Here is a 22,904-nt window from a genome sequence, read left to right on the forward strand (position 1 = left end):
GCTCTCCATGGGGTGATCAATGTGGGGACGATGCGGCACGCGCCTTGCCGAGATAGGCGCGCTGGATCTCGGGATCGTTCTTCATCGCGGCCGCCGGTCCGCTGCCGGCGTTGCGGCCGGACTCGATCAGGTAGACGCGATCGGCGATGTCGAGGCTGGCGCGTGCGTTCTGCTCGACCAGCAGCACGCCGACGCCGCTGGCGCGGATCTGCGTCAGCGCGCGAAACACCTCGCGGCTGAGCAGGGGCGACAGGCCGAGCGAGGGCTCGTCGAGCAGGAGCAGCAGCGGGTTCGACATCAGCGCACGGCCTATCGCCACCATCTGCTGCTCGCCGCCGCTCATGGTGCGGACGGCCTGGGTCATACGCTCGGCAAGGCGCGGGAACAGTTTTAGGATCCTTGCGAGCCGGTCCGCTTCGCCGGCGCGGGCGCGCGCGGGATAGGCGCCGAGCTGCAAATTCTCGGCAACGGTCAGTTCGCCGAAGACGCCGCGTCCCTCAGGCACCAGGGCGATGCCGCGCTCCACGATCAGATGGGCGGGCAGCTCGGCAATGCCCTGTCCCTCGAACCTGATCGTCGCGCCCGGCGCAGGCCTGACCAGCCCGGCGATGCTCTTGAGCAGGGTGGACTTGCCGGCGCCGTTGGCGCCGAGGATCGCGACGATCTCGCCTTGCTTGATGCCGAGCGCAATTTCGGCCAGGGCCTGGTGCTTGCCATAGAAGTGGGAGAGGGCGGCGACCTCAAGCATCGTCACCTCCGAGATAGGCGGCGACGACCTTCGGATCGGCCAGGACATCGTCCGGCGTGCCGCGCGCGATCACGCTGCCGGCGTTCATGACGATGCAATGGCCGCACAGCGCGCGGATCGCATCCATGACATGCTCGACCATGATGATGGTAAGGCCGCGATCGCGCAGTTTCGCGATCAGGGCGATGCCGGTCTCGAGCTCGCTCGGATTGAGGCCCGCCAGCCATTCGTCGAGCAGCACGAGGCGCGGCTGCAGCGCCAGTGCGCGCGCAAGCTCGAGCCGCTTCTGGTCGATATAGGTCAATTCGCTGGCGGGGGCCTCGTGCATGGTGCCGAGCCCGACCAGATCCAGCAGCTCACGTCCCGTTGCGTCCGAACCGCTTGACGTGGAGAACAGCCGCGCCGCTGCAACGTTCTCGGCGACCGTCAGGTCCGGCATCACGCGCACCAGCTGGAACGTACGCGCAAGCCCAAGGCGCGCGATCTGATGCGCGCGCAGGCCGTTGAGGACGGTCCCACTGAAGCGGATCGTGCCCGCCGAGGGGCGCAGGGCTCCCGACAGCGTATTCAGCAGAGTCGTCTTGCCGGAGCCGTTCGGACCGATGATGCCGATGATCTCGCCCGGCGCGACGGTGAAGCTGACGTCCTCGACGGCGCGCAGCCCGCTGAACGATTTGCTGACGGCGTCGACCGCGAGCAGCGTTGCATCCGTCTTGCGGGCGGAAGCGGCGGCGGGATGACCGGCCGGAACGCGCCAGCGGCCTGCCCCGAACAGGCCGATCACGCCATTCGGCAGCACCATGACGATGAGGACGAAGATGATGCCGAGCACGATGCTGAAATGGTTCGGCAGCGTCGCGGTCAGCACCTCGAACAGCAGCACCAGCGGAATGACGCCGAGTACAGGCCCGAACAGCGAGCCGGCGCCGCCGAGCAATGCCATGATCACGACCTGGAACGAGATCGTCGGATTGAAGGCGATCGCCGGATCGATATAGGTCCAGCGCGGCGCCATCACCGCGCCCGTCATCGCCATGAACGTCGCGCTCAGGATGAAGACGCCGAGCTTGATGCGCGTCGCGTCGATGCCGGAATGGCTGGCCGCGGTCTCGTCGGCGCCGATGGCGCGCAAGGCCAGCCCGTAGCGCGAGCGCCCGAGCAGCCAGCCCACCAGGAAGACGATGGTGGTCAAGCCCAGCAGCTGCCAGTAGAGAATGTCCTGCGTCACCGCGCTGAAGAGATAGCGGCCGACCGATTTGTGGATGTTGACCTCGTACCAGATCACGAGCTGCCGGATCAGCTCGGCAAGCCCGAAGGAGAAGATCACGAAATAGATGCCTGACAGCCGCAGCGTCGAAAGCCCGGTGATGGCGGCGGTGAGGGCGCCGACGCCGGCCGCGGCAAGCAGCACGACCGGCCAGGGCATGGTCTCACCTAACACCGCGGCCGTGTAGGCGCCGAGGCCGAAGAAGGCGACCGTCGCAAGCGAGATGTAGCGGGTGGGACCCGAGAACATTGCCCATGCGGTCGCAAGGATCGTGAAATAGAGGACGCTGATGCCGAGCGCGAGATAATAGCCGTTGGCATAAAGCGGATAGGTGACAACAGCCGCAGCCAGCGCAAGGGCGGCACACCACAGCAATGCGCGCATGGCCCCGGTCACGACGCAGCTCTCCCGAACAGGCCGGTCGGCCTGATCAGCAGCACGCCGAGAAACAGCGCGTAGGTCGCGGCCAGCGTCAGCCCGGGGTCGACCAGCCGTGCCACCGCCGTCTCGACCACGCCGAGCAGCAGCCCGGCAGCCAGCGCGCCCATGACGTTGCCGACGCCGCCCATAATGACCACGACCAGCGCCTTCATGGTAAAGACCACGCCCATCGCGGCATTGAAGGTGAGGAACATGCTGACCAGCACGCCGCCGACGGCAACGAGGCCACCGCCGAAAGCAAACGCCAGCCCCGACAACGCCGCGACGTCGATCCCGACAAGGCGCGCGGCATTGGCATCGACCGCGATGGCGCGCACGGCGGTGCCGATCCGCGTCCGGGTGAGGGCGAGATACACCGCGCCGCCGACCACGGCCGCGAACAGCAGCGCGACCAGGCGATTGACCGCAAGCGTCGAGCCCATGATCGTCAGCGGAATGGAGAGATAGCTGTAGCTGTAGTATTGGCCGCCGAAGGCGACCAGCATGGCGCCCTGGATCACGAACAGCACGCCGAAAGTCACGAGGATGCTGTCGATCTCCTGCGCGCCCCGGTCCTTGCCCCGCCGCATCAGCCGTTCCAGCAGGAAGCGATAGAGCAGCCAGTTCAGCGCCATCGCGATTGGGACGGCCAGCAGCAGCGCGGCCAGCGGGCTCAGCCCAAGTCCGCTGTAGAGCGAGAACGCGCCGAAGGCGGCCGCGACCAGCGACTCCCCGTAGGACAGGTTCATGATCCGCGCCACGCCATATTGCAGCGTCAGCCCGAGCGCGATCAGCGCGTACATGCCGCCGAGCACGAGGCCCGGCAGGATGATGTCGACAAGCAGCATGAAACCGCGTCCCCTCGAGCGGACGGCAGGCAGGCCTCGCGGGCGCAAGGCCTGCCAACCAGCCTTACTGCCACTGCGCCTTGGGCACGACCGGCGCACGCGCGCCCGGCAGAGAGGCCGGCGCGAGCGCGTAGAACTCGCCGTTCTGCCATTGGCCGACGCTCCAGACTTCCTGGAGCAATCCGTCCTTCAGCTTGACCTTGCCGATGATGGTGTCGAACGTACCCGAGCGGATTTCCGCCGCGACGGCGGCGCGATCGAGCTTGCCGACCTTTTCGATCGCCTGCTGCAACACCTGGAGGCTCGCATAGGTGATCGAGCTCGCCCAGCGATCCGGCTCCTTGCCGGTCGCGGCCTTGTGGCGCAAGAGATAGTCCTTCAGCTGCGGCGAGTCCGCGTTCCAGCCGCCGATCCCCATCACGCCGTCGCTGTTGGCTGCGAACTTGCCCTTGTAGAGCGGGAAGGCGGTGCCGACGCCGACGTAGAAGACCTTCGGATTGAACTTCAGGAGCTGCGCCTGCTCGGTCAGCGCGATCGTATCCGGCGGATAGCTGAAGGCGACGAACGCATCCGGGTTAGACGCGATCGCGTCCTTCAGCAGCGGCTGAAGATCCTGCGCGCCCATGGGGTAGGTCTTGTCGTAGGTGAGGGTAAAGCCGTGCTTTTTGAAGGCCTCGCGGCCGGCGGCGGAGAGCTCGATGCCGAACTGGTCGGCGACACTGACCATCGCAACGTTCGCGCCGATCTTGCCTTCGCTCTTCAGCTTGCCGAGCAGATCGGCCAGCCCCTCGGATATCTGCGCCGACGTCCCAAGCCAGAACGTCGCGTTCGACCAGCGTTTGGCGAGCTCCGGCGCCTTGTCGGTCACCGAGGTCACCGCGAGGTGAGGGTAGCCGAGGCGGTTCAGCGTCGGGCCGACCGCAAGGTTGAGGCCGGTGCTCCAGGGCGGCAGAATGAAATCAACTTTGTCCTGGTTGGCGAGGCGCTCGATCGCCTTGACGGCTTCCTCGGAACTGCTGCGGTCATCATATTCGACCACCTCGATCGGCAGCTTCTTGTCGCCGAGCTTGATGCCGCCGGCCGCGTTCACGTCCTTCACCCACAGCTCGTAATTGGGCAGGGTGGTGATGCCGGCGCCGCCGGCATAGGGACCGGTCTTGGAGATGGCATAGCCGATCCGGATCTTCTCCTGCGCATCGGCCGTGGTCGCAAAGGTCCCGAGAGCCGTGGCGACAGCCACCAGGCCAGTGACGCGCAGCAACGTTCGACGGTTCGCCGAAAACATGTCGATCCTCCCTCGTGTTTCACTCAAGCGGTTGTTCGCAAGCGAGTGGGTCGTTCCTCTTGGTCCCGGTTTCTTTTCGGCGCGGCTTCGGGAAGCCGGCCGCGACCAGGACTTGACCTAGCAAGCACCGAGGGGTTTGTTCGCACAATGGACAGATCCGGCGAAAGATTGCACTTTTCTGGCGGCGACGGCCAGCTGCGTCGAGGCGTCGCGGGCGCCGGTCCAGCGGCCGCGAGCGGCGCTGCGCCCGTCGGCGCCGAGCTGATCACCTCGCACTACGTTGCGCGGCGCTGGATGCTGACATCGAAAGCGGCCCGGCCGTTCATCCATCTGCTCTGCCTGCACGGCGCAGCCGCCGCCGAAGTCGGCCAGGCCGGCAAGACGACGACGTTTACCGGGCCTGCCATCGTCTGGCTGCCGGCGGAATCAGCCGAATGGCTCGAGGTGCCGGCCGGGGCGACCGCCGAGTTGCTGCAACTGCGCGCCGGCGTGTGGCATCGCTATCTGCCGCCGTCGGCCGAACCTGCCTATCTCGCGCTCGAAGCCGCCGGCGGCATCATGGCGCGGCCAGTCGAACCCGGCCTCGTGACCACGATGTCACGCTCGATTGCGGCGATCGCCGCCGAGATCGCGTCGCCTGCCCGCAGCGGTGCGGCATCGATCCTGTCGGCCGAGCTGACGCTGTGCGTGCTGCGCTTCTGGCGCCTGTTCGCCGGCGATCACGACGACCGGGACGAGGAGGGGAGCAGTACCGAGATATTGAGCCGCTTCCGCCGGCTGCTCGAGGAGCGCTATCAGCAGCATCTGCGCGTGAGCGATTACGCCAAGCTTCTCGGCATGACGCCGGACCGTCTGCACGCGCTGTGCAGCCGCGAGCTGAAGCGTTCGCCGAGCGAACTGATCCAGCAGCGCCTCGTCAGGGAAGCCGCGACCCGGCTCGAGGCCGGCACCGTTGCCGTCAAGCAGATCGCCTTTGCGCTGGGCTTCAAGGACACCGCATATTTCAGCCGCTTCTTCCGCAAGCACACCGGCGAGGCCCCGGGCGTCTGGCGCCGGCGCGTTGCCGCACGCGTGCGAGCCGGACGATCGAGGCCGACGCTGAATTTTGCCGACTGGCCGTGAGAGCGAGCCGGGACGCTAGCGTCCGCGCCGGAGGTCCTCGGTCGCGCGCCTGAGGATGTCGTGAAGCCAGTCATGCGCCGGCTCGCCCTCGATACGTTCGTGCCACAACAGCCGGACCTCGACCGGAGTTGTGGCGTAAGGCAGCTCATACGCAGTGACGGCATGGGCGCGTTCGAATGCCCGCGCCAATGGACGCGGAACGATGGCCGCCAATTCGGAGTCCGCGAGCAGGGCGGGCAGGGCAAGAAAATGCGGCAGCGAAACGGCTATGCGCGGCGGCCGGTCGCTTTCGGATAGGGCCCGTTCGAGCGCCGCGCGGTCATACATTTCCGATCGCCTGGCGAGGCCGCGCTCGGAGATGAAGCCTCCGATCGCGCCCTCCTGTTCGCCGCCGAAGGAGACGACGACCAGCGGCATGCGCGCCAGAGCCGCGTTGTCGATCCGGCCGAGCTTGCGCTTGCCGCCGACGATCAGCACGTCGTCATATTCGAACAACAGCGAGGTGCGGAAACGGCTGGGCGGATCCGAGAAGACGCCGATCGCAACGTCGATACGGCCGAGATCAATCTGCTCGGCGAGGTCGATCCGCGTCACCGGTTTGATGATCAGGTCGATCGCCGGCGCTTCTCGACCGAGTATCTTCAGGAGCGGTGACGCCAGCACCATCGTGGTGAAGTCGTTGGCGGCGAGGGTGAACTGCCTGGTGGAGGCCGCCGGAACGAAGCTCGGCAGTTCGACCGCAGCCTCGAGAGATCGCAGGGCCTCGCGAACCTGCGGCGCCATCGCCAGCGCGCGCGCTGTCGGCTGCATGCCGGTCGACGTGCGCACGAACAAATCGTCTTCGAGCATCTCGCGCAGCCGGGCGAGCGAATGGCTCACGGCCGATTGACTGAGGGCAACCCTCTGGCTTGCCCGCAGCACGCTGCGCTCCTCCATCACGGCGTCGAAGACCTTGAGCAGGTTCAGGTCCAGAGTCTTGAAGGAAACAGCCACGCGCAGCACACCGTCTCAAGGCGGATCGCGCGCCCGTTGCGTACCTGCGATCGCTTGCAGTTAAGGCCAACCACGCAGCCGACGCAACCGAGCAGGGCGCCCGGCGCGCGACGCTTGGCCGCTCGCCACACCAAACTGAAGGCGGTTCAGGATCACTCTGCAAGAGTTTCACTTCCGCAATCGCGCGATCCCGTCATGATCCCGGCGCCGGATTTGGAGGAGACGGGCAAATGAAATCCTGCGGGATGTCGATCGGAGCTCTCGGAGTTGCACTGGCGCTGTTCACGGCGCCGGCCATTGCGCAGGATGGTCCGGTGAAGCTCGGCGTCCTCACCGACATGTCCTCGCTCTATGCCGACAATGGCGGGCAGGGCTCGGTGGTCGCGGCGCAAATGGCCGTCGACGATTTCGGCGGCCAGGTGCTCGGGCGCAGCATCCAGATCGTCGCTGGCGACCATCAGAACAAGGCCGACGTGGGATCGACCATCGTGCGGCGCTGGCTCGAAAATGAAAACGTCGAAGTCGTTCTCGACGTGCCGAATTCTGCGGTCGCGCTGGCGGTGCAGGGCATCACACGCGACAAGAAAAAGCTATTCCTCGCCACGGGCGCCGCCACTTCGCGCCTGACCGGTGACGAATGCTCGCCGACCGGGATTCACTGGACCTACGATACCTATGCGCTGTCGCAGGGAACGACGCGAGCGATGTCGCGTCTCGGCGCAAACTCCTGGTACTTCATCTCGGTCGATTATTCCCTCGGCGCCCAGCTGGAGGCCGACAGCCGCAAGGTCATCGACGCCATGGGCGGCAAGGTCCTCGGCGCAGTGAAGCATCCGATCAACACGCCGGATTTCTCATCCTTCCTGCTGCAGGCGCAGTCGTCGAAGGCGGAGGTGATCGCGCTCGCTGACTCCGGCGGCGACTTCATCAACGCCGTCAAGCAGGCCGGCGAATTCGGCATGACGCAGCGGCAGAAGTTGGTCGGGCTGCTCGTCTTCATCGCAGACATTCACAGCCTCGGACTGCAGAGCGCCCAGGGCCTGATGCTGAGCTCGGCCTTCTACTGGGACGTGAATGACGACACGCGTGCCTGGTCGAAGCGCTTCATCGCGAAGACCCAGAAGGTCCCGACCATGATCCACGCCGGCACCTATGGTGCGGTGACGCACTACCTCAAAGCAGTCCAGGCGGCAGGCACGCTGGATGGGCCGACCGTCGCCGCCGGGATGCGCGACATGCCCGTGAACGATTTCATGACGAAGAATGGCCGGATCCGCGAGGACGGCCGCCTGGTCCGCGACATGTATCTGTTTCGCGTCAAGTCGCCCGAGCAGTCCAAATACAAGTTCGACTATTACGAGCTGCTGGCAACGATCCCGGGAGAGGAAGCCTTCCGACCCATGGAGCAAGGCGGATGTCCGCTCTTGAAGAAGCCATGACCGGCGCGGGCGCGGCTGCGCGAAGCCCGATCGACGAGATCATCGCAGGCCGCTTTGCGTGCCGCGATTTCTCAAACGCGCCGGTCGGGCGAGGGACCATCGAACAGATCCTGCGCGTGGCGCGGTTTGCGCCAAGCGGCGCCAACATCCAGCCCTGGCACGTCTACGTGCTGGCGGGCGCCACTAAGGATAAGGTGTCGGCGGCATTGCGCGAGGCGCACGAAACCGCCCGCGACGAGCACGTGTCGGAATACAGCTACTACGCCAGCGACCTGCCCGAACCCTACCTGCGGCGACGCCAGGAGTTCGGCCGGCTGTTCTACGGCTCGCTCGGCATCGCCCAGACCGATCTCGAAGCCAGGAGCGGCCAAACCGCCAAGAACTATGCGTTCTTCGGCGCGCCTATCGGGCTGATCGTCACGATCGACCGGCGCCTGCAGGTGGGCAGCTGGCTCGACCTCGGCATGTTCGTCCAGAACGTGTTGCTGGCCGCGGCAGGCCACGGGCTTCAGTCCTGTCCGCAGGAGACGTTCTCCAGATACCACCGGATCCTGCGTCCGCTGCTGTCGATCCCGGCGGAACGGATGGTGGTCTGCGGCATCTCGATCGGCCACGCCAAGAGCCAAACCGCGGGCAGGCTGATGCCGCGCGCGGATATCGCGGAGTTCGCCTCGTTCGCGGGCTTCGAGGACCAGAGTGCAACCCAATTGGGACACGGCCATGGGAAGCCGAGACGAGCTGATTCAGTGCAGCATTCCGTTTCTACGCGAGGTCAAGGACATGACGCCCGGCGCGGAGATGGAGCGGTGGCTCAATGAAAGATACGGCGAGGGCAGCCAGCTCTACCGGGACCTGGCGCGCCTGATTAAACTCGGGGTCGAGGAAGGCTGGGCGGCGAACCAGGAGGTCGAAGGACCCAACTATCGGCGCAGCCGCATCCTGGAGCCGGTGCCCGAGACGTTCCAGTTCAGCATCACGGCCGTCTACATGAACAGCGCCGATCCGCGCCGCTTCAAGGATGAGGACGACCACGACGTGCTGCGCGGGCAATATCATGGTCACCCTTACGGGGAGCTGAACCTGGTCGTGCCGCTGGACAAGGGCGCCGAGCTGAAGGGGCTGCAGGGCTGGCAGGGGCCCGGCTGGACCGCGCCCGATCCCGGCAGCCGTCACTATCCCGAGGTCCGCGGCGGCGCCGTCATCGCGCTGTTCTATCTACCCGCCGGACGTATCTCCTACGACTTCGCGGCGCCGTCCTGATTGCCGACTATACGCTCTCGGGTGACGCCGTTCACGAGCGTCACTCAATTGGAAAATGGCGCAGCCAAAGCCCGCTCGGGTGACAATGAGTCGCCACGGCCGCGGCTGCCGCGCGGTCTGGCAATCAACGGTGAGGAGGGATTTAGGCGGCCAGACGCCAAGCGGGCCCAGCCCGGACAGCCATATCCGTAATTCGCATAAGGTATATTATGGAATATCTTTATATACAATTGGATCAGATATTTAGGCGAAATTCCTGTCACCATACCTTCGCTCCAGCGCCGTTTCCGGCCTAGCGCTCGACCATCGTCCCAGCTCTTGACGGCTACTGTGCATGGGGTTGTTTTCGCCATTTTATTTCCGGCCCCATGTGGCGAAAGCCGATATTGCCGTGACGTTGTCCGGCTGCAATAAGCGAGCTTCGCGAGATCGCAGATGACCTTCTGACGCGACGTCCGTATAGGTTTGCATCTCACAACAAAAACAATCCTTCCGAGGAAGCAGACCCATGAGCTTTTCCCGACGCACGCTTCTCAAGGCCTCCGCCGCGACCGCGGTCCTGGGCGGCATTGGCGCGCCCCACGTGGCCCGCGCCCAGAGCACCGAGTTCACCTACAAATATGCCAACAACCTGCCGGACACCCATCCGCTGAACGTGCGCGCCAAGGAGATGGCGGCGGCGATCAAGGCCGAGACCAACGGCAAGTTCGACCTCCAGATCTTCCCGAACAACCAGCTCGGCTCCGACACCGACATGCTGAGCCAGATCCGCTCCGGCGGCGTCGAGTTCTTCACGCTGTCCGGCCTGATCCTGTCGACCCTGGTGCCGGCGGCGTCCATCAACGGCATCGGCTTCGCGTTCCCGGACTACGACACGGTCTGGAAGGCCATGGACGGCGACCTCGGTGCCCATGTCCGTGGCGAGATCAAGAAGGCCGGCCTCGAGGTCATGGACAAGATCTGGGACAACGGCTTCCGCCAGACCACGTCCTCGTCCAAGCCGATTGCCGGCCCGGACGATCTCAAGGGCTTCAAGATCCGCGTCCCGGTGTCGCCGCTGTGGACCTCGATGTTCAAGGCGTTCGACGCCGCGCCCGCCTCGATCAATTTCGCCGAGGTCTATTCCGCGCTCCAGACCAAGATCGTCGAGGGCCAGGAGAACCCGCTGGCGATCATCTCGACCGCAAAACTCTACGAGGTGCAGAAGTACTGCTCGCTGACCAACCACATGTGGGACGGCTTCTGGTTCCTGGCCAACCGTAAAGCCTGGAACGCGTTGCCGGAGGACGTGCGCACCATCGTTGCCAAGAACATCAATGCCGCCGCCGTCAAGGAGCGCGAGGATACCGCCAAGCTCAATGCCAACCTGCAGCAGGAGCTCGCAGCCAAGGGCCTGACCTTCAACCAGCCCACTGTCGCGCCGTTCCGCGACAAGCTGCGCTCCGCCGGGTTCTATGCCGAGTGGAAGGGTAAATATGGCGACCAGGCCTGGGACCTCCTGGAAAAGGCCGTCGGCAAGCTGTCGTAACGCGGGGCCGCCATGGCTCGTGTCGAGGTTCAGGTGATGGAAGTGGCGGGCGAGGCGGCTGTGCAGTCCCCTCGCCGATCCTCATTGCTGGCCTCGCTGGAGCGCATCCTCGGCCTTGCCGTCGAGATCCCGGCGGCCATTCTGGTGGTCGCCGAGATCGTGATCCTGTTTGCCGGTGTGGTCGCACGCTACGGCGTGCACCGGCCGCTGATCTGGTCAGATGAGCTCGCCTCGATCCTGTTCCTGTGGCTGGCCATGCTGGGCGCGGCGGTCGCATTCCGCCGCTCCGAGCACATGCGCATGACCGCCGTCGTCGCGAGCGCCGGACCCGCGATGCGAGCCTATCTCGACGTGGTCGCGACCTCTGCGGCGCTGGCGTTCCTGGCGCTGATCGTGTGGCCATCCGCCGAATACGCCTACGAGGAAAGCTTCATCACCACGCCGGCGCTGCAGATCTCGAACATGTGGCGCGCCGCGGCGCTGCCGGCCGGCATCTGCCTGATGGCGGCGTTTGCGCTGCTGCGGCTGCTCCGCGCCGCCGACTACCGGATGGTGCTTGCGGCCGTGATCTCGGTTGCCGTCGTCGTCGGCCTGTTCTGGCTGGCGCAGCCATACTTGCGGCCGCTCGGCAATCTCAACCTTGTCATCTTCTTCGTCGGCGTCGCCGGTTTCTGCGTCTTTGCCGGCGTTCCCATTGCGTTCGGCTTTGGTCTCGCGATCTTCGGCTATCTGGCGCTGACCACACGCACGCCCGTGATGGTGCTGGTCGGGCGGATGGACGAGGGCATGAGCCACCTGATCCTGCTCTCGGTGCCGCTGTTCGTGTTCTTAGGGTTGCTGATCGAGATGACCGGCATGGCGCGGGCCATGGTGGCCTTCCTGGCGAGCCTGCTCGGCCATGTCCGCGGCGGCCTGCATTACGTCCTCGTCGGCGCCATGTACCTGGTCTCAGGCATATCAGGCGCCAAGGCCGCCGACATGGCCGCGGTCGCACCCGTTCTGTTCCCGGAGATGAAACAGCGCGGCGCCAAGCCCGGCGATCTCGTTGCGCTGCTTGCGGCGACCGGCGCCCAGACCGAGACCATTCCGCCGAGCCTCGTGCTGATCACCATCGGCTCGGTCACCGGCGTCTCGATCGCGGCGCTGTTCACCGGCGGCCTGCTGCCCGGCGTCGTGCTTGCCATCACGCTTTGCATGCTGGTGTGGTGGCGCTACCGCCACGAGGACATGAGCCACGTCCGCCGCGCGACGGGGAGCGAGATCGGCAAGACCTTCGTCATCGCCCTGCCCGCGCTCGCACTGCCCTTCGTGATCCGCTACGCCGTGGTCGAGGGCATTGCGACCGCCACCGAGGTCTCCACCATCGGCATCGTCTATGGCGCCCTGGTCGGCCTCCTCGTCTACCGCCGCTTCGACTGGCGGCGGCTGTTTCCGATGCTGGTCGAGACCGCGGCGCTTTCCGGCGCGATCCTCCTGATCATCGGCACGGCCACCGGCATGGCCTGGGGCCTGACGCAATCCGGCTTCTCGCGCTCGCTGGCGGCGGCCATGACCGGATTACCGGGTGGGCCTGCAACCTTCATCGCCGTGTCCATCCTGGCCTTCACGATCCTCGGCAGCGTGCTGGAGGGCATCCCGGCGATCGTGCTGTTCGGGCCGCTGCTGTTCCCGATCGCCCGCGCCGTCGGCGTGCACGAGGTGCACTATGCGATGGTGATCATTCTCGCCATGGGTATCGGGCTATTCGCTCCGCCCTTCGGCGTCGGCTATTATGCCGCCTGCGCCATCGGACGCGTCGATCCGGCCGAGGGCATCAGGCCGATCTGGGGCTATCTGCTCGCGCTGCTCGTGGGGTTGATCATCGTTGCGATCTTCCCCTGGATCTCGATCGGATTTCTTTGACGCGATTTAAGGAGGGTGTCGATGAGTGAGCGACAGAACCCGTACAATATCGGCCTCGACAAGACGCCAGCCAACTACGTGCCGCTGAGCCCGCTGAGCTTCCTCGCGCGCAGCGCCGCCGTCTATCCCGATCACGTCAGCACCGTCTATGAGGGCCGCAGCTTCACCTGGGCGCAGACCTATGAACGCTGCAGGCGCTTTGCGTCGTATCTCGCCGGCAAGGGCATCGGCGTCGGCGACACCGTGGCGGCGATGCTGCCGAACATCCCCGCGATGAACGAGGCGCACTTTGCGGTGCCGATGACCGGCGCCGTGCTCAATGCACTCAACATCCGTCTCGATGCGCCCTCGATCGCGTTCCAGCTCGATCATGGCGGGGCAAAAATCATTCTTGTCGATCCCGAGTTTTCGGGCGTCATCACCGATGCGCTGGCGCAGATGAGCGGGCCAAAGCCGCTCGTGATCGACGTCGACGATGTTGCCTTCAAGGGCGGCAAACGTATTGGCGAGATCGAATACGAGGCCGCCGTCGCGCAGGGCGATCCCGGATTCGCGGCGATCCCGCTGAGCGACGAATGGGACGCGATCGCGCTGAGCTACACCTCGGGCACGACGGGCAATCCCAAGGGCGTCGTCACCCATCACCGCGGCGCGTATCTGAACGCCGTCAGCAACATCCTCGCCGGCAATCTCGGCCAACATCCGGTCTATCTCTGGACGCTGCCGATGTTTCACTGCAACGGCTGGTGCTTCCCCTGGACCATCGCGGCCGCGGCCGGCATCAATGTCTGCCTGCGCAAGGTCGAGCCGACGAAAATCTTCGAGCTGATCAGGCAGCACGGCGTCACCCACATGTGCGGCGCGCCGATCGTCTACAATACTCTGATCAACGCGCCCGATGCACCGAAAGGCAGTGCAGCCCGCCGCGTCGTCGGCCTGATCGCGGGCGCAGCGCCGCCGGTCGCGGTGCTGGAAGGCGCCGAAAACATCGGCATCAAGCTGACCCATGTCTACGGCCTGACCGAGGTCTATGGTCCCGCCTCCGTCTGCGCCGAGCAGCCCGGCTGGGACGAGCTCCCGGCCGCCGAGCGCGCACGCATGAAGCGCCGGCAGGGCGTGCCCTACCCGCTCGAGGAAGGCGTCACCGTCATCAATCCGCAGACCATGCAGGAAGTGCCGCGCGACGGCGAGACCATCGGCGAGGTTATGTTCCGCGGCAACATCGTGATGAAGGGCTATCTGAAGAACGAGAAGGCGACGACGGAAGCCTTCGCGGGCGGCTGGTTTCACACCGGCGATCTCGGCGTGCTCGACGAGCACGGCTATGTCATCATCAAGGACCGCTCCAAGGACATCATCATCTCCGGCGGCGAGAACATCTCGTCCGTCGAGGTCGAGGACATCCTCTACAAGCACCCCGCCGTATTGTTCGCAGCAGTGGTCGCAAAACCCGATCCGAAATGGGGCGAGGTGCCCTGCGCCTTCGTCGAGCTGAAGGACGGCGCCAGCGCGAGCGAAGCCGAGATCATCGCCTTCTGCCGCTCGCAGATGAGCGGCTTCAAGACGCCGAAGGCGGTCGTGTTCGGGCCGATCCCGAAGACGTCCACGGGCAAGATCCAGAAATTCCTGCTGCGCAACGAAGTGGGCTCGGTCAAGGCGATCTCGGCCTGAGCCTTGGACACATTTTGAAACAATGACCGCATCTCGACGGCGACTGCGCATCGTCTCGAAACCGTCCGCGCGAGTTCGACGACATCGAGACACGCCAGGAAAAGATTGGAAAACGTTAGAGACGCATTTACGATTCAGCTCCGTCGGATTCGCTGCTTTCACCTGATTCGCCGCGCGGGCTGCGCGGCCGGCGTCCGGCGCGGTTGGGGCGCTTCATGCGGTTTGTGTCTTGAGCGCAGACGTGTGTGCGCGTCTGGCGCTGCTGCTATTGACGACTGGATTGCTGCTACCGCGCGCGGCGGATGCGCAGGTCATGCGCGAATTCGGCGCGTTCGGGGGCGCCGAGAATTTCGGTCCCCCTGGTCCGAACGCGCCCGGCAACGGTTTCAATAATTTCGGCGGCATGAATGGCTCCATGTTCGGCGGGCCGCAGGCGTCCGGTTTTGGCGGAGCGCCGTTCGGCAACGGCAATGGCGGCGGCATGCCGCCGAACTACGGCTGGAACAGCGAGCCGCCCGGACTTGCCGGCGCGGCACGGTTCGGCATGCGACATGCCCTGGGCGGCGGCTCCGATGGCGCCCCGCGCGGCGAGACGGCACAGGCCACCTTCCTGGCGATGAGGCAGTTCACGCTCGCCCTGCTCGATCCCGCCGCCGATGGCCGCGGCATCGGCCCGGCCGAATTGGACGCAGAGCTGGCAGCCTACGCCGATATCGCAAACGACCAGACGCATGGCGGCATCGGACGCGAGGCCTATGCGGCGATCTACGGCAGGCCGGCGCTCGCGGCCCCCCACTGGAGCGTCTGGGCTGCGGGTTTCGGCGGCTCGCAGGTATCGACCGGCGGCACCGGATCGGCCAGCCGCAGTTTTGGGACCGTGGCCGGAGCTGATTATTCGCTCTCACCGCAGACCCGGATGGGCTTTGCGCTGGCCGGGGGCGGCACCGGCTTCGCCAACAATTTTTCGAATGGCCGCTCCGACCTGTTTCAGGCCGGCGCGTTCGTCCGGCACAGCGTCGGATCGGCCTATGTTTCCACCGGTCTCGCTTACGGCTGGCAAGCCATCAGCAACGATCATCCGGTGACGCCGGCCGGCTCCGGACAGCTCGCCGCGGCGATCAACGCCAATGCTTATTCCGGCCGCGTCGAGGGCGGCTATCGTCTGGCCACACCGTGGCTCAGCATCACGCCCTATGCGGCGGCGCAGGTCACCACATTCCGCCTACCCTCCTCGGGTGGGACGCAGGCGCCGGAGGCGGCCAATGCATTTTCAACCGGAGCCGGCAGCGACAACTTCACCGACAGCCGCACCGAGCTCGGCCTGCGCACGAGCACGCAGCTTGCGTTGCCGGGAAGCGTGGTAAGCCTGCGTGGGCGGCTCGCCTGGGCGCATGATTTCAGCGCGGGGCAATCGATCCCGGCCGCGTTCCTGTCCTTGCCCGGTCAGGCCTTGACCGCGAGCGGTGCGGCCCTGGCGCCGAACGCAGCGCTCACGGGCGTTGCGCTCGAGCTGCGCGCCGTGAACGGCTGGTCCGCCTCGGCGAGCTTCGACAGCGAAGTGTCGAGCTTGATACGCGCCTACACCGGCAAGGCCGCGCTGCGCTACAGCTGGTAGGCGCGCGCTTTTCGGTTTGACGCGTTTTCTTGACGCGCACCGGTCCCACTTCGCTCGAAAACGCTCTAATGCGTCTCCAGCTGCAGGCCGTCATAGGCCGGCACCACGCCAGCAGGCAGCGTTTGCCTGATCACCTCATAGTCGACATCGGCCGTCATGTTTGTGATGACCGCACGCTTCGGCTTGAAGCGTTCGATCCAGGACAGCGCGTCGTTGATGCTGAAATGGCTGACATGGCTGGTGTAGCGCAGCCCGTCGACGATCCAGAGGTCGAGATCTTCCAGCGCGCCCCAGCTCTCGCGCGGGATGTCGTTGAGATCCGGCGTGTAGGCGGCATCCCCGATGCGATAGCCGAGCGCGGGAATGGCGCCGTGCTGCACCAGGAACGCCGTCATCGTCACGGCACCGCCCTTCCCCAGAATGATCTGGCTCTCGCCCGCCTCGATCGAATGCCGCGTCAGGATCGGCGGATAGTCGCTGCCCTCAGGCGAAATGAAGCAATAGGAGAACCGCGCCATGATGTCCTTGGCGGTCGACAGGTTGAAATAGGTCGGGATGCGGCGGCGCATGTGCATGACGACCGAACGCAGATCGTCCATGCCGTGGGTCTGATCGGCGTGCTCGTGAGTCAGGAACACCGCGTCGATGTGGTCGACATTGGTCGAGATCAATTGCTCGCGCAGATCCGGCGAGGTGTCGATCACGATCCGCGTGGTGCCGTGCTCGGACTTCCGTTCGACCAGCAGCGAGCAGCGGCGGCGGCGGTTCTTCGGATTGCTCGGGTCGCAGGCGCCCCAACCGAGGGCCGGGCGCGGCACGCCGGCGGAGGAGCCGCAGCCCAGGATCGTCAGCGTCAGCGTCATGCGGCTTCCAGTCTCAAGCTTTCACCTTGGAGAACAGGCGGAAGAAGTTTTCGCTTGTCTGGCGTGAGATCTCATCGAACGACACGCCGCGCGTCTCGGCAAGCACTTTGGCCACTTCGACCACATAGGCCGGCTCGTTGCGCTTGCCTCGAAACTTGCCCGGCGCAAGATAGGGCGAGTCTGTTTCAACCAGAATACGGTCGGGCGGCAACTCCGCCGCAAGCGCGCGCAGGGCCTCCGACTTCTTGAACGTCAGGATGCCCGTGAATCCGATATAGAGCCCGAGCGACACCGCCTTCAGCGCCAGCTCGCGGCCGCCGGTGTAACAATGCAGCACCGCGCGAAACGATCCGCGTGCCGCCTCCTCTTCCAGGATGCGGGCGCAATCCGCATCGGCCTCGCGGGTGTGGATCACAAGCGGCAGGCCGGTGGCGCGCGCGGCGGCGATATGGGCGCGAAAGCCCCTCGCCTGCGCTTCCGGCGAGCCATTGTCGTAGAAATAGTCGAGCCCGGCCTCTCCGAGCGCGACGACCTTGGGATGCTGCGTCAGCGCGATCAGCTCATCCGGCAAAATGCCGTCCTCCTCATCCGCGTTATGCGGATGAGTGCCGACCGAACAGTAGACATCGTCGTAGCGCTCGGCGATCGCCAGAAGCTGGTTCAGCCTCCGCACCCGCGTCGAGATCGTGACCAAACGGGTGATGCCGGCCGCGCGCGCACGCGACACGATCCCGTCGAGATCTTCCGCAAAGTCCGGAAAATCCAGATGGCAATGACTGTCGACCAGCATCGTCTGAACGCCTCAGGCCGCCGGCTCGATGTAGCGCGGGAACGCCGGCGTCGGCGCCGGCAGCGTCGAGCCTGGCGCGATCCGCTTCCCACCGCCGAGCATGGCGAAGTTGCGCTCGTCCTCGGGAATACCGAGGCTGTCGAGCAGCAAGCCCGAGGCTGTCGGCATCGCCGGCTGGGCCAGGATCGCGATCTGGCGCACGACCTCGGCGGTGACGTAGAGGACCGTCTTCTGCCTGGCCGGATCGGTCTTGGCGAGCGCCCACGGCGCCTCGCCCGCGAAATAGCGGTTGGCCTCCGCGACCACGGCCCACACCGCGTTGAGCCAGTGATGGATCTGCTGCGTCGCCATTGCCTCGCGCGATGCGGCGATCATGCCGTCGGCCATCGTCAGGATCGCCTTGTCGTTGTCGCTGAACTCGCCGGGCTCCGGCAGCACGCCGCCAAGCTGTTTTGCGATCATCGACAGCGAGCGCTGCGCGAGGTTGCCGAGATCGTTGGCGAGGTCGGCATTGATGCGCGCGACGATGGCCTCATGGTTGTAGTTGCCGTCCTGGCCGAACGGCACCTCGCGCAGGAAGAAATAGCGCATCTGGTCGACGCCATACTGGTCGGCGAGGTTGAAGGGGTCGACGACGTTGCCGACCGACTTCGACATCTTCTCGCCCCTGTTGAACAGGAAGCCGTGGGCATAGACGCGCTTCGGCACGGGAATGCCGGCCGAGATCAGGAACGCGGGCCAGTACACGGCATGGAAGCGGATGATGTCCTTGCCGATGATATGCACGTCAGCCGGCCAGTAGCGCCAGTTGCCGTCGCTCTCGTCCGGAAAGCCGATGCCGGTGATATAGTTGGTGAGCGCGTCGACCCAGACATACATCACGTGCTCCTCGTCGCCGGGCACCTTGACGCCCCAGTCGAAGGTGGTGCGCGAGATCGAGAGATCGCGCAGGCCACTCCTGACGAAGCTCACCACCTCGTTGCGGCGAGAGTCCGGGCCGATGAAGTCGGGGTTGTCCGTGTACAGCTTCAGGAGCTTGTCCTGATAGGCGGACAGACGGAAGAAATAGCTCCTCTCCTCGACCCATTCGACCGGCGTGCCCTGCGGTCCGAGCCGAACGCCGTCATCGTTCAACCGCGTCTCATCCTCGGCGTAATACGCCTCGTCCCGCACGGAGTACCAGCCGGCATAGGTGTCGGCATAGATGTCCCCGTTCGCTTCCATGCGCCGCCAGATCTCCTGGCTGGAGCGATGATGCTGCTCTTCGGTGGTGCGGATGAAGCGGTCGAACGACACGTTCAGACGCTGGTCCATCTCCTTGAAGCGGCCGGCATTGCGGGTCGCGAGCGCAGAGACGGACATGTTCTCGCCGGCCGCCGTCTGAACCATCTTCTGGCCGTGCTCGTCGGTGCCGGTTAGGAAGAACACGTCCTTACCGTCGAGGCGCGCAAAGCGCGCCAGCACGTCGGTCGCGATCGCCTCATAGGCGTGGCCGATATGCGGACTGCCGTTGGGATAGGCAATCGCGGTCGTGATGTAGAACGCGTTGTCGCGCGCGGGCGCGGCAACAGGCGTGGCCGCTTGCGCAGCTGCGACGGGCTTCGGCGCAGGCGGAACCTTCGGCTTTGAAACCTTGGGCTTCGACACCTTAGGCGTTTCGGCCTTCGGGGGCGCGGCGACAGGAGCCGGCGCGGCGATCACGGCAGGCGCAGCCGCCTTTTTCGCGACCTTCTTCGCCGGAGTCTTGTTCTCCGCCGGAGTCTTGGCTGGCTTCTTCGCGGTCGTTCTCGTCGAGGCTTTCTTGGCGACGACCTGCTTCTTCGCAGCCTTCTTGCCACGCTTCTTCGACGTCTTCGCAGCGCTCTTCTTCACGCCCTTCTTGGCGGCAGCCTTCTTGGTCTTCTTGGCGACCTTAGACGCACGCGCCTTTGCAGCCTTCTTCGCGGCTTTCTTCACGGCCTTCTTGGCAGCCTTCTTCTTGCTGCTCTTGGCTTTGACGGTTTTCTTAGCTCGCGTTGCCACGACGAATTCCTTTACCGGCTTCTCGAAATTTGGAAACGAACCTGCGTTAGGTTATTGTTTGAGCATGATCCTCTCGGAAAATCGCACCACACTTTTCCGGATCATGCTCTAGCGCGTTGCGTCCGCCAGCCAGCCGAACACCGAGAAAACCAAGGGCTTTCGCTCCAGATTGTAGGTTTCGGTGTCGCGCGCGGCGCGGACGATCTTTTCCCATACCTCAGCTAGGCGCGCAAGGCGCGGCAGGTTCTGGTTGGCATTGGCTTCGTCCGCGTGCAGGCGCTCCGCGATCCAGCGGTCGATGCCGTCGATGAAGGCCGCGAGCGCGACGCGGTCGCTGGTGCCGAGCGAATCGCCGAGCGTGTGCAATTCGCGCGGGTCGACCTGCGGCAGTCGCGCCAGCAGCGCCGCGGTGCGCTGCTGGAGTTTCAGTGCGTCACCCCCAAGCAACGTCAGGGCGCGAGCGACACTGCCTTCGGAGGCCTCCGCGGCCTCGCGCAGCGCCAGATCGGTCGGAGCAAGGTCGGCCGTTGCGGCCGCCGCACCGATCACCTCGTCCGTTCCGAGCGGCCGCAGGCGCAGCTTGCGGCAGCGCGACTGGATCGTGGCGAGCACGCGTGCGGGCGCGTGGCTCACCAGAAGGAACAGCGATTGCTGCGGCGGTTCCTCAAGGATCTTCAGTAGTGCGTTGGCCGCATTCGGATTGAGTTCGTCGACGGTGTCAACAATGCAGACCCGCCAGCCTTCAGCCGCCGCCGTCGAGCCGAAGAAGCCGATCGTCTCACGTGTCTCATCCACGGTGATGACGGTGCGCATCACGCCGCGGTCGTTGGCGGTGCGCTCCAGCGTCAGCAGTCCGCCATGCGAGCCGGCCGCGACCTGCCGCGCCACGGCGTCATCAGGATCGATGGCGAGGTCTTCGGCCCGCTGCACGGAAGATGCAAGCGGCTGGCCGTGCGCGAGCACGAAGCGCGCCATGCGATAGGCCAGCGTCGCCTTGCCGATGCCTTGCGGTCCCCCGATCAGCCAGGCGTGCGGAATCCGCCCGCTGCGATATGCCGTCAGCAGCGCCGTCTCGGCCTCGCGATGGCCAAACAGAAGGCCCGTCTCGCGCGGATGCGGAATGGCGGTCTCACGCTGGGCCTGACGCGGGCTCATGCTGAGATCACCGAGGCGGTTGTGGGAAGGAGGCGCTCGCGTACCGCGCTCCAGACGCGGCCTGCGACGGTGTCGGGATCGGAGTTGGCGTCGATCAGCACGCAGCGCGCGGGCTCTTCCTCAGCGATCTTGCGATAGGCTTCGCGCAGGCCCTGATGAAAGCTGAGCTGCTCGCTCTCGAACCGGTCGGGCGTGCCGGTGCCGCGGCGTACGGCAGCACGCTGGAGGCCGACCTCGACCGGCAGATCGAGGATGAGGGTGAGATCCGGCTTGAGATCGCCGATCGTGACCCGCTGCATCGCGTTGATCAGCCCGATCGGGACGCTGCCGAGGCTACCCTGATAGGCTCGCGTCGAATCGGCAAAACGGTCGCAGAGGACCCACGCCCCCTGGTTCAGCGCGGGCTGGATCACGGTGCGGACATGATCGTCGCGCGCGGCGGCAAACAGCAGCGTCTCGGCTTCGGGCCCGAGCAGCTTGCCCATGCCCGACAGCACCAGATGGCGCATGATCTCGGCGCCCGGCGATCCCCCCGGCTCGCGCGTGACGAGGATGCGCATCCGTGCCGCCTTGAGGCGGTCGGCGAGCTTCTTGATCTGGGTTGACTTGCCCGTCCCCTCGCCGCCTTCAAAGGTGACGAAGCGTCCGCGTCCGGACGGTCGCTGTACCTTGCTCTCACTCATGATCAGAGCTTCTCGGCGCCCGCGCGGAACATGCCGATCACGAGCTCGCTGGCACCGTCGATCGCGCGCCGCATGGTCGAGCCGGTGCCGATCGCTTCACCTGCATAGACCGGAGTCTCCACCGCGATGTTGCCGCTGCGCCAGACCTTGACCACGCCGACCTGCTGACCGGCCTCGATCGGCGCCCGCACGGGACCTTTATACACGACGCGCGCGATCAGCTTGTCGCTGCCATTCTTGTGCACCATCACCTTCACGGGCGTCTTGGCGACGAGCTTCACCGAGCGGCTCTCGCCGCCGAAGACTTTTGCGTAGCCGACCGGCTGGTCGGCCGCGATCAGGGTGCGGGTCTCGAAGTTGCGGAAACCCCATTCCAGCATCTTCTTGGCTTCGGTGGCGCGATCCTCGGGGTCTTCCAGCCCGTTGACGACGACGATCAGCCGGGTGCCGTTCTGCACCGCAGACCCGACCATGCCGTAGCCGCCCTCCTTGGTGTAGCCGGTCTTGAGGCCGTCAGCGCCTTCCATCGAATTGAGCAGCGGATTGCGGTTGGGCTGACGGATCTTGTTCCAGGTGTACTCCTTCTCGCCGAACAGTTTGTAGAACTCCGGAAAGTCCAGGATGATGTGCCGAGCGAGGACCCCGAGCTCCCGCACCGTCATCTTGTTGCCGGGGTCGGGCAGACCGTTGGAATTGGCGAAGGTCGATTTGGTGAGCCCGAGCTCGCGGGCCCGCTTGGTCATGAAGTCGGCGGCGAAGATCCGCTCGTTGCCCGCCATGGCTTCGGCGAGCGCAATGCAGGCGTCGTTGCCGCTCTGGATGATCGCGCCATGCAGGAGATCGTCGACCGAGACCTTGCTGTTGATGGCGGCGAACATGGTCGAGCCGCCGGAGGGCGCGCCGCCCCTGCGCCAGGCGTTCTCGCTGATCCGGTACTCGTCGGTGAGCTTGATGTCGCCTTTCTTGATGGCGTTGAAAACAACCTCGGCCGTCATCAGCTTCATCATGCTGGACGGCGCGCGCAGCTCGTCGGCATTCTTCTCGAACAGCACGCTGCCGCTGGAAGCCTCGATCAGGATCGCGGTGGGCGCATCGCCGTCGAAACCGGCGTCTTCCGCCTTCTTGGCGCCCTGGACGCTCTGGTTGGCCGCGTAGAGCGCCCCGCTCCAGCCGATCCCCGCCACCAGAACGGCAGCGATCAGCCCGCGCGCCAGCCCTCCGGCGGTGAGCCGGGTGTGACGGAGCGGAAAAAGACGAAATGCCATGGCCAAGCCCTGAGAGCGGCGTTCTAAC

At 65.5% G+C, this 22,904-nt stretch carries 19 protein-coding genes; 8 read left to right on the forward strand and 11 right to left on the reverse strand.

Annotated features, from left to right (window positions below; all coding sequences use genetic code 11):
* Positions 1-16 precede the first annotated feature (16 nt).
* The 4 genes from ACVJ19_RS30095 to ACVJ19_RS30110 all read right to left on the reverse strand — a co-directional run bounded on the left by ACVJ19_RS30095 (position 17) and on the right by ACVJ19_RS30110 (position 4,568).
* A complete protein-coding gene (locus ACVJ19_RS30095; RefSeq protein WP_453952788.1) occupies positions 17-748 on the reverse strand; it encodes an ABC transporter ATP-binding protein in 732 nt (243 codons plus the stop codon).
* Positions 741-2,411 carry a branched-chain amino acid ABC transporter ATP-binding protein/permease gene (locus tag ACVJ19_RS30100; protein WP_453952789.1) on the reverse strand — a complete coding sequence of 557 codons (1,671 nt, stop codon included), beginning with the start codon at positions 2,409-2,411 and terminating at the stop codon, positions 741-743. The genes ACVJ19_RS30095 and ACVJ19_RS30100 overlap by 8 nt, the downstream gene beginning before the upstream one ends.
* Positions 2,408-3,283, reverse strand: coding sequence for a branched-chain amino acid ABC transporter permease (locus ACVJ19_RS30105; RefSeq protein WP_453952790.1), 876 nt, complete (start codon positions 3,281-3,283; stop codon positions 2,408-2,410). Before ACVJ19_RS30105 ends, ACVJ19_RS30100 begins: the two co-directional genes overlap by 4 nt.
* A 64-nt stretch (positions 3,284-3,347) precedes the next feature.
* Positions 3,348-4,568: an amino acid ABC transporter substrate-binding protein gene (locus tag ACVJ19_RS30110; RefSeq protein ID WP_453952791.1), complete on the reverse strand. Its 1,221-nt coding sequence runs from the start codon at positions 4,566-4,568 to the stop codon at positions 3,348-3,350.
* 168 nt (positions 4,569-4,736) lie between these two features.
* On the opposite strand from ACVJ19_RS30110, the gene ACVJ19_RS30115 reads away from it, so the two are divergent.
* Positions 4,737-5,690 carry a helix-turn-helix domain-containing protein gene (locus ACVJ19_RS30115; RefSeq protein ID WP_453952792.1) on the forward strand — a complete coding sequence of 318 codons (954 nt, stop codon included), beginning with the start codon at positions 4,737-4,739 and terminating at the stop codon, positions 5,688-5,690.
* Positions 5,691-5,705: 15 nt separating this feature from the next.
* Here ACVJ19_RS30115 and ACVJ19_RS30120 read toward each other — a convergent pair whose 3' ends face one another.
* Entirely contained in the window at positions 5,706-6,683 is a 978-nt protein-coding gene (locus tag ACVJ19_RS30120) for a LysR family transcriptional regulator (protein WP_453952793.1), read from the reverse strand.
* Positions 6,684-6,913: 230 nt separating this feature from the next.
* Here ACVJ19_RS30120 and ACVJ19_RS30125 point away from each other — a divergent pair, with 230 nt between their 5' ends.
* From ACVJ19_RS30125 to ACVJ19_RS30155, 7 genes are all read left to right on the forward strand, one after another.
* Positions 6,914-8,122 (forward strand): ABC transporter substrate-binding protein, encoded by a 1,209-nt coding sequence (locus ACVJ19_RS30125; RefSeq protein ID WP_453952794.1) that lies wholly within the window; start codon positions 6,914-6,916, stop codon positions 8,120-8,122.
* Positions 8,119-8,940 carry a nitroreductase gene (locus ACVJ19_RS30130; protein WP_453952795.1) on the forward strand — a complete coding sequence of 274 codons (822 nt, stop codon included), beginning with the start codon at positions 8,119-8,121 and terminating at the stop codon, positions 8,938-8,940. Before ACVJ19_RS30125 ends, ACVJ19_RS30130 begins: the two co-directional genes overlap by 4 nt.
* On the forward strand, positions 8,843-9,382 hold the full coding sequence (locus ACVJ19_RS30135) for a 4-hydroxylaminobenzoate lyase (RefSeq protein ID WP_453952796.1): 540 nt from the start codon (positions 8,843-8,845) through the stop codon (positions 9,380-9,382). The genes ACVJ19_RS30130 and ACVJ19_RS30135 overlap by 98 nt, the downstream gene beginning before the upstream one ends.
* A 508-nt stretch (positions 9,383-9,890) precedes the next feature.
* The gene (locus tag ACVJ19_RS30140; protein WP_453952797.1) at positions 9,891-10,910 is read left to right on the forward strand and encodes a TRAP transporter substrate-binding protein; all 1,020 of its coding nucleotides are present in this window, start codon (positions 9,891-9,893) and stop codon (positions 10,908-10,910) included.
* A 12-nt stretch (positions 10,911-10,922) separates the two neighbouring features.
* Positions 10,923-12,812, forward strand: coding sequence for a TRAP transporter large permease (locus ACVJ19_RS30145; protein WP_453952798.1), 1,890 nt, complete (start codon positions 10,923-10,925; stop codon positions 12,810-12,812).
* A gap of 21 nt (positions 12,813-12,833) precedes the next feature.
* The gene (locus ACVJ19_RS30150) at positions 12,834-14,483 is read left to right on the forward strand and encodes an acyl-CoA synthetase (protein ID WP_453952799.1); all 1,650 of its coding nucleotides are present in this window, start codon (positions 12,834-12,836) and stop codon (positions 14,481-14,483) included.
* A gap of 313 nt (positions 14,484-14,796) precedes the next feature.
* A complete protein-coding gene (locus ACVJ19_RS30155) occupies positions 14,797-16,098 on the forward strand; it encodes an autotransporter outer membrane beta-barrel domain-containing protein (RefSeq protein WP_453952800.1) in 1,302 nt (433 codons plus the stop codon).
* A 65-nt stretch (positions 16,099-16,163) separates the two neighbouring features.
* Here the strand turns inward: ACVJ19_RS30155 and ACVJ19_RS30160 are convergent, their stop codons facing one another.
* The 6 genes from ACVJ19_RS30160 to ACVJ19_RS30185 all read right to left on the reverse strand — a co-directional run bounded on the left by ACVJ19_RS30160 (position 16,164) and on the right by ACVJ19_RS30185 (position 22,876).
* Positions 16,164-16,961 (reverse strand): MBL fold metallo-hydrolase, encoded by a 798-nt coding sequence (locus tag ACVJ19_RS30160; protein WP_453952801.1) that lies wholly within the window; start codon positions 16,959-16,961, stop codon positions 16,164-16,166.
* Positions 16,962-16,974: 13 nt separating this feature from the next.
* Positions 16,975-17,751, reverse strand: coding sequence for a TatD family hydrolase (locus tag ACVJ19_RS30165; RefSeq protein WP_453952802.1), 777 nt, complete (start codon positions 17,749-17,751; stop codon positions 16,975-16,977).
* Positions 17,752-17,763: 12 nt separating this feature from the next.
* The gene (gene metG / locus ACVJ19_RS30170) at positions 17,764-19,773 is read right to left on the reverse strand and encodes a methionine--tRNA ligase (RefSeq protein ID WP_453952803.1); all 2,010 of its coding nucleotides are present in this window, start codon (positions 19,771-19,773) and stop codon (positions 17,764-17,766) included.
* Between the two features lie 108 nt (positions 19,774-19,881).
* Complete coding sequence (locus ACVJ19_RS30175; protein ID WP_453952804.1) at positions 19,882-20,928, reverse strand: DNA polymerase III subunit delta'; 1,047 nt, start codon at positions 20,926-20,928, stop codon at positions 19,882-19,884.
* On the reverse strand, positions 20,925-21,611 hold the full coding sequence (gene tmk / locus ACVJ19_RS30180; protein ID WP_453952805.1) for a dTMP kinase: 687 nt from the start codon (positions 21,609-21,611) through the stop codon (positions 20,925-20,927). The genes ACVJ19_RS30175 and tmk overlap by 4 nt, the downstream gene beginning before the upstream one ends.
* Positions 21,612-21,613: 2 nt before the next feature.
* Positions 21,614-22,876: a D-alanyl-D-alanine carboxypeptidase family protein gene (locus tag ACVJ19_RS30185; protein WP_453952806.1), complete on the reverse strand. Its 1,263-nt coding sequence runs from the start codon at positions 22,874-22,876 to the stop codon at positions 21,614-21,616.
* Between the last annotated feature and the right edge of the window lie 28 nt (positions 22,877-22,904).

The sequence above is a fragment of the Bradyrhizobium sp. USDA 376 genome (assembly GCF_054063675.1).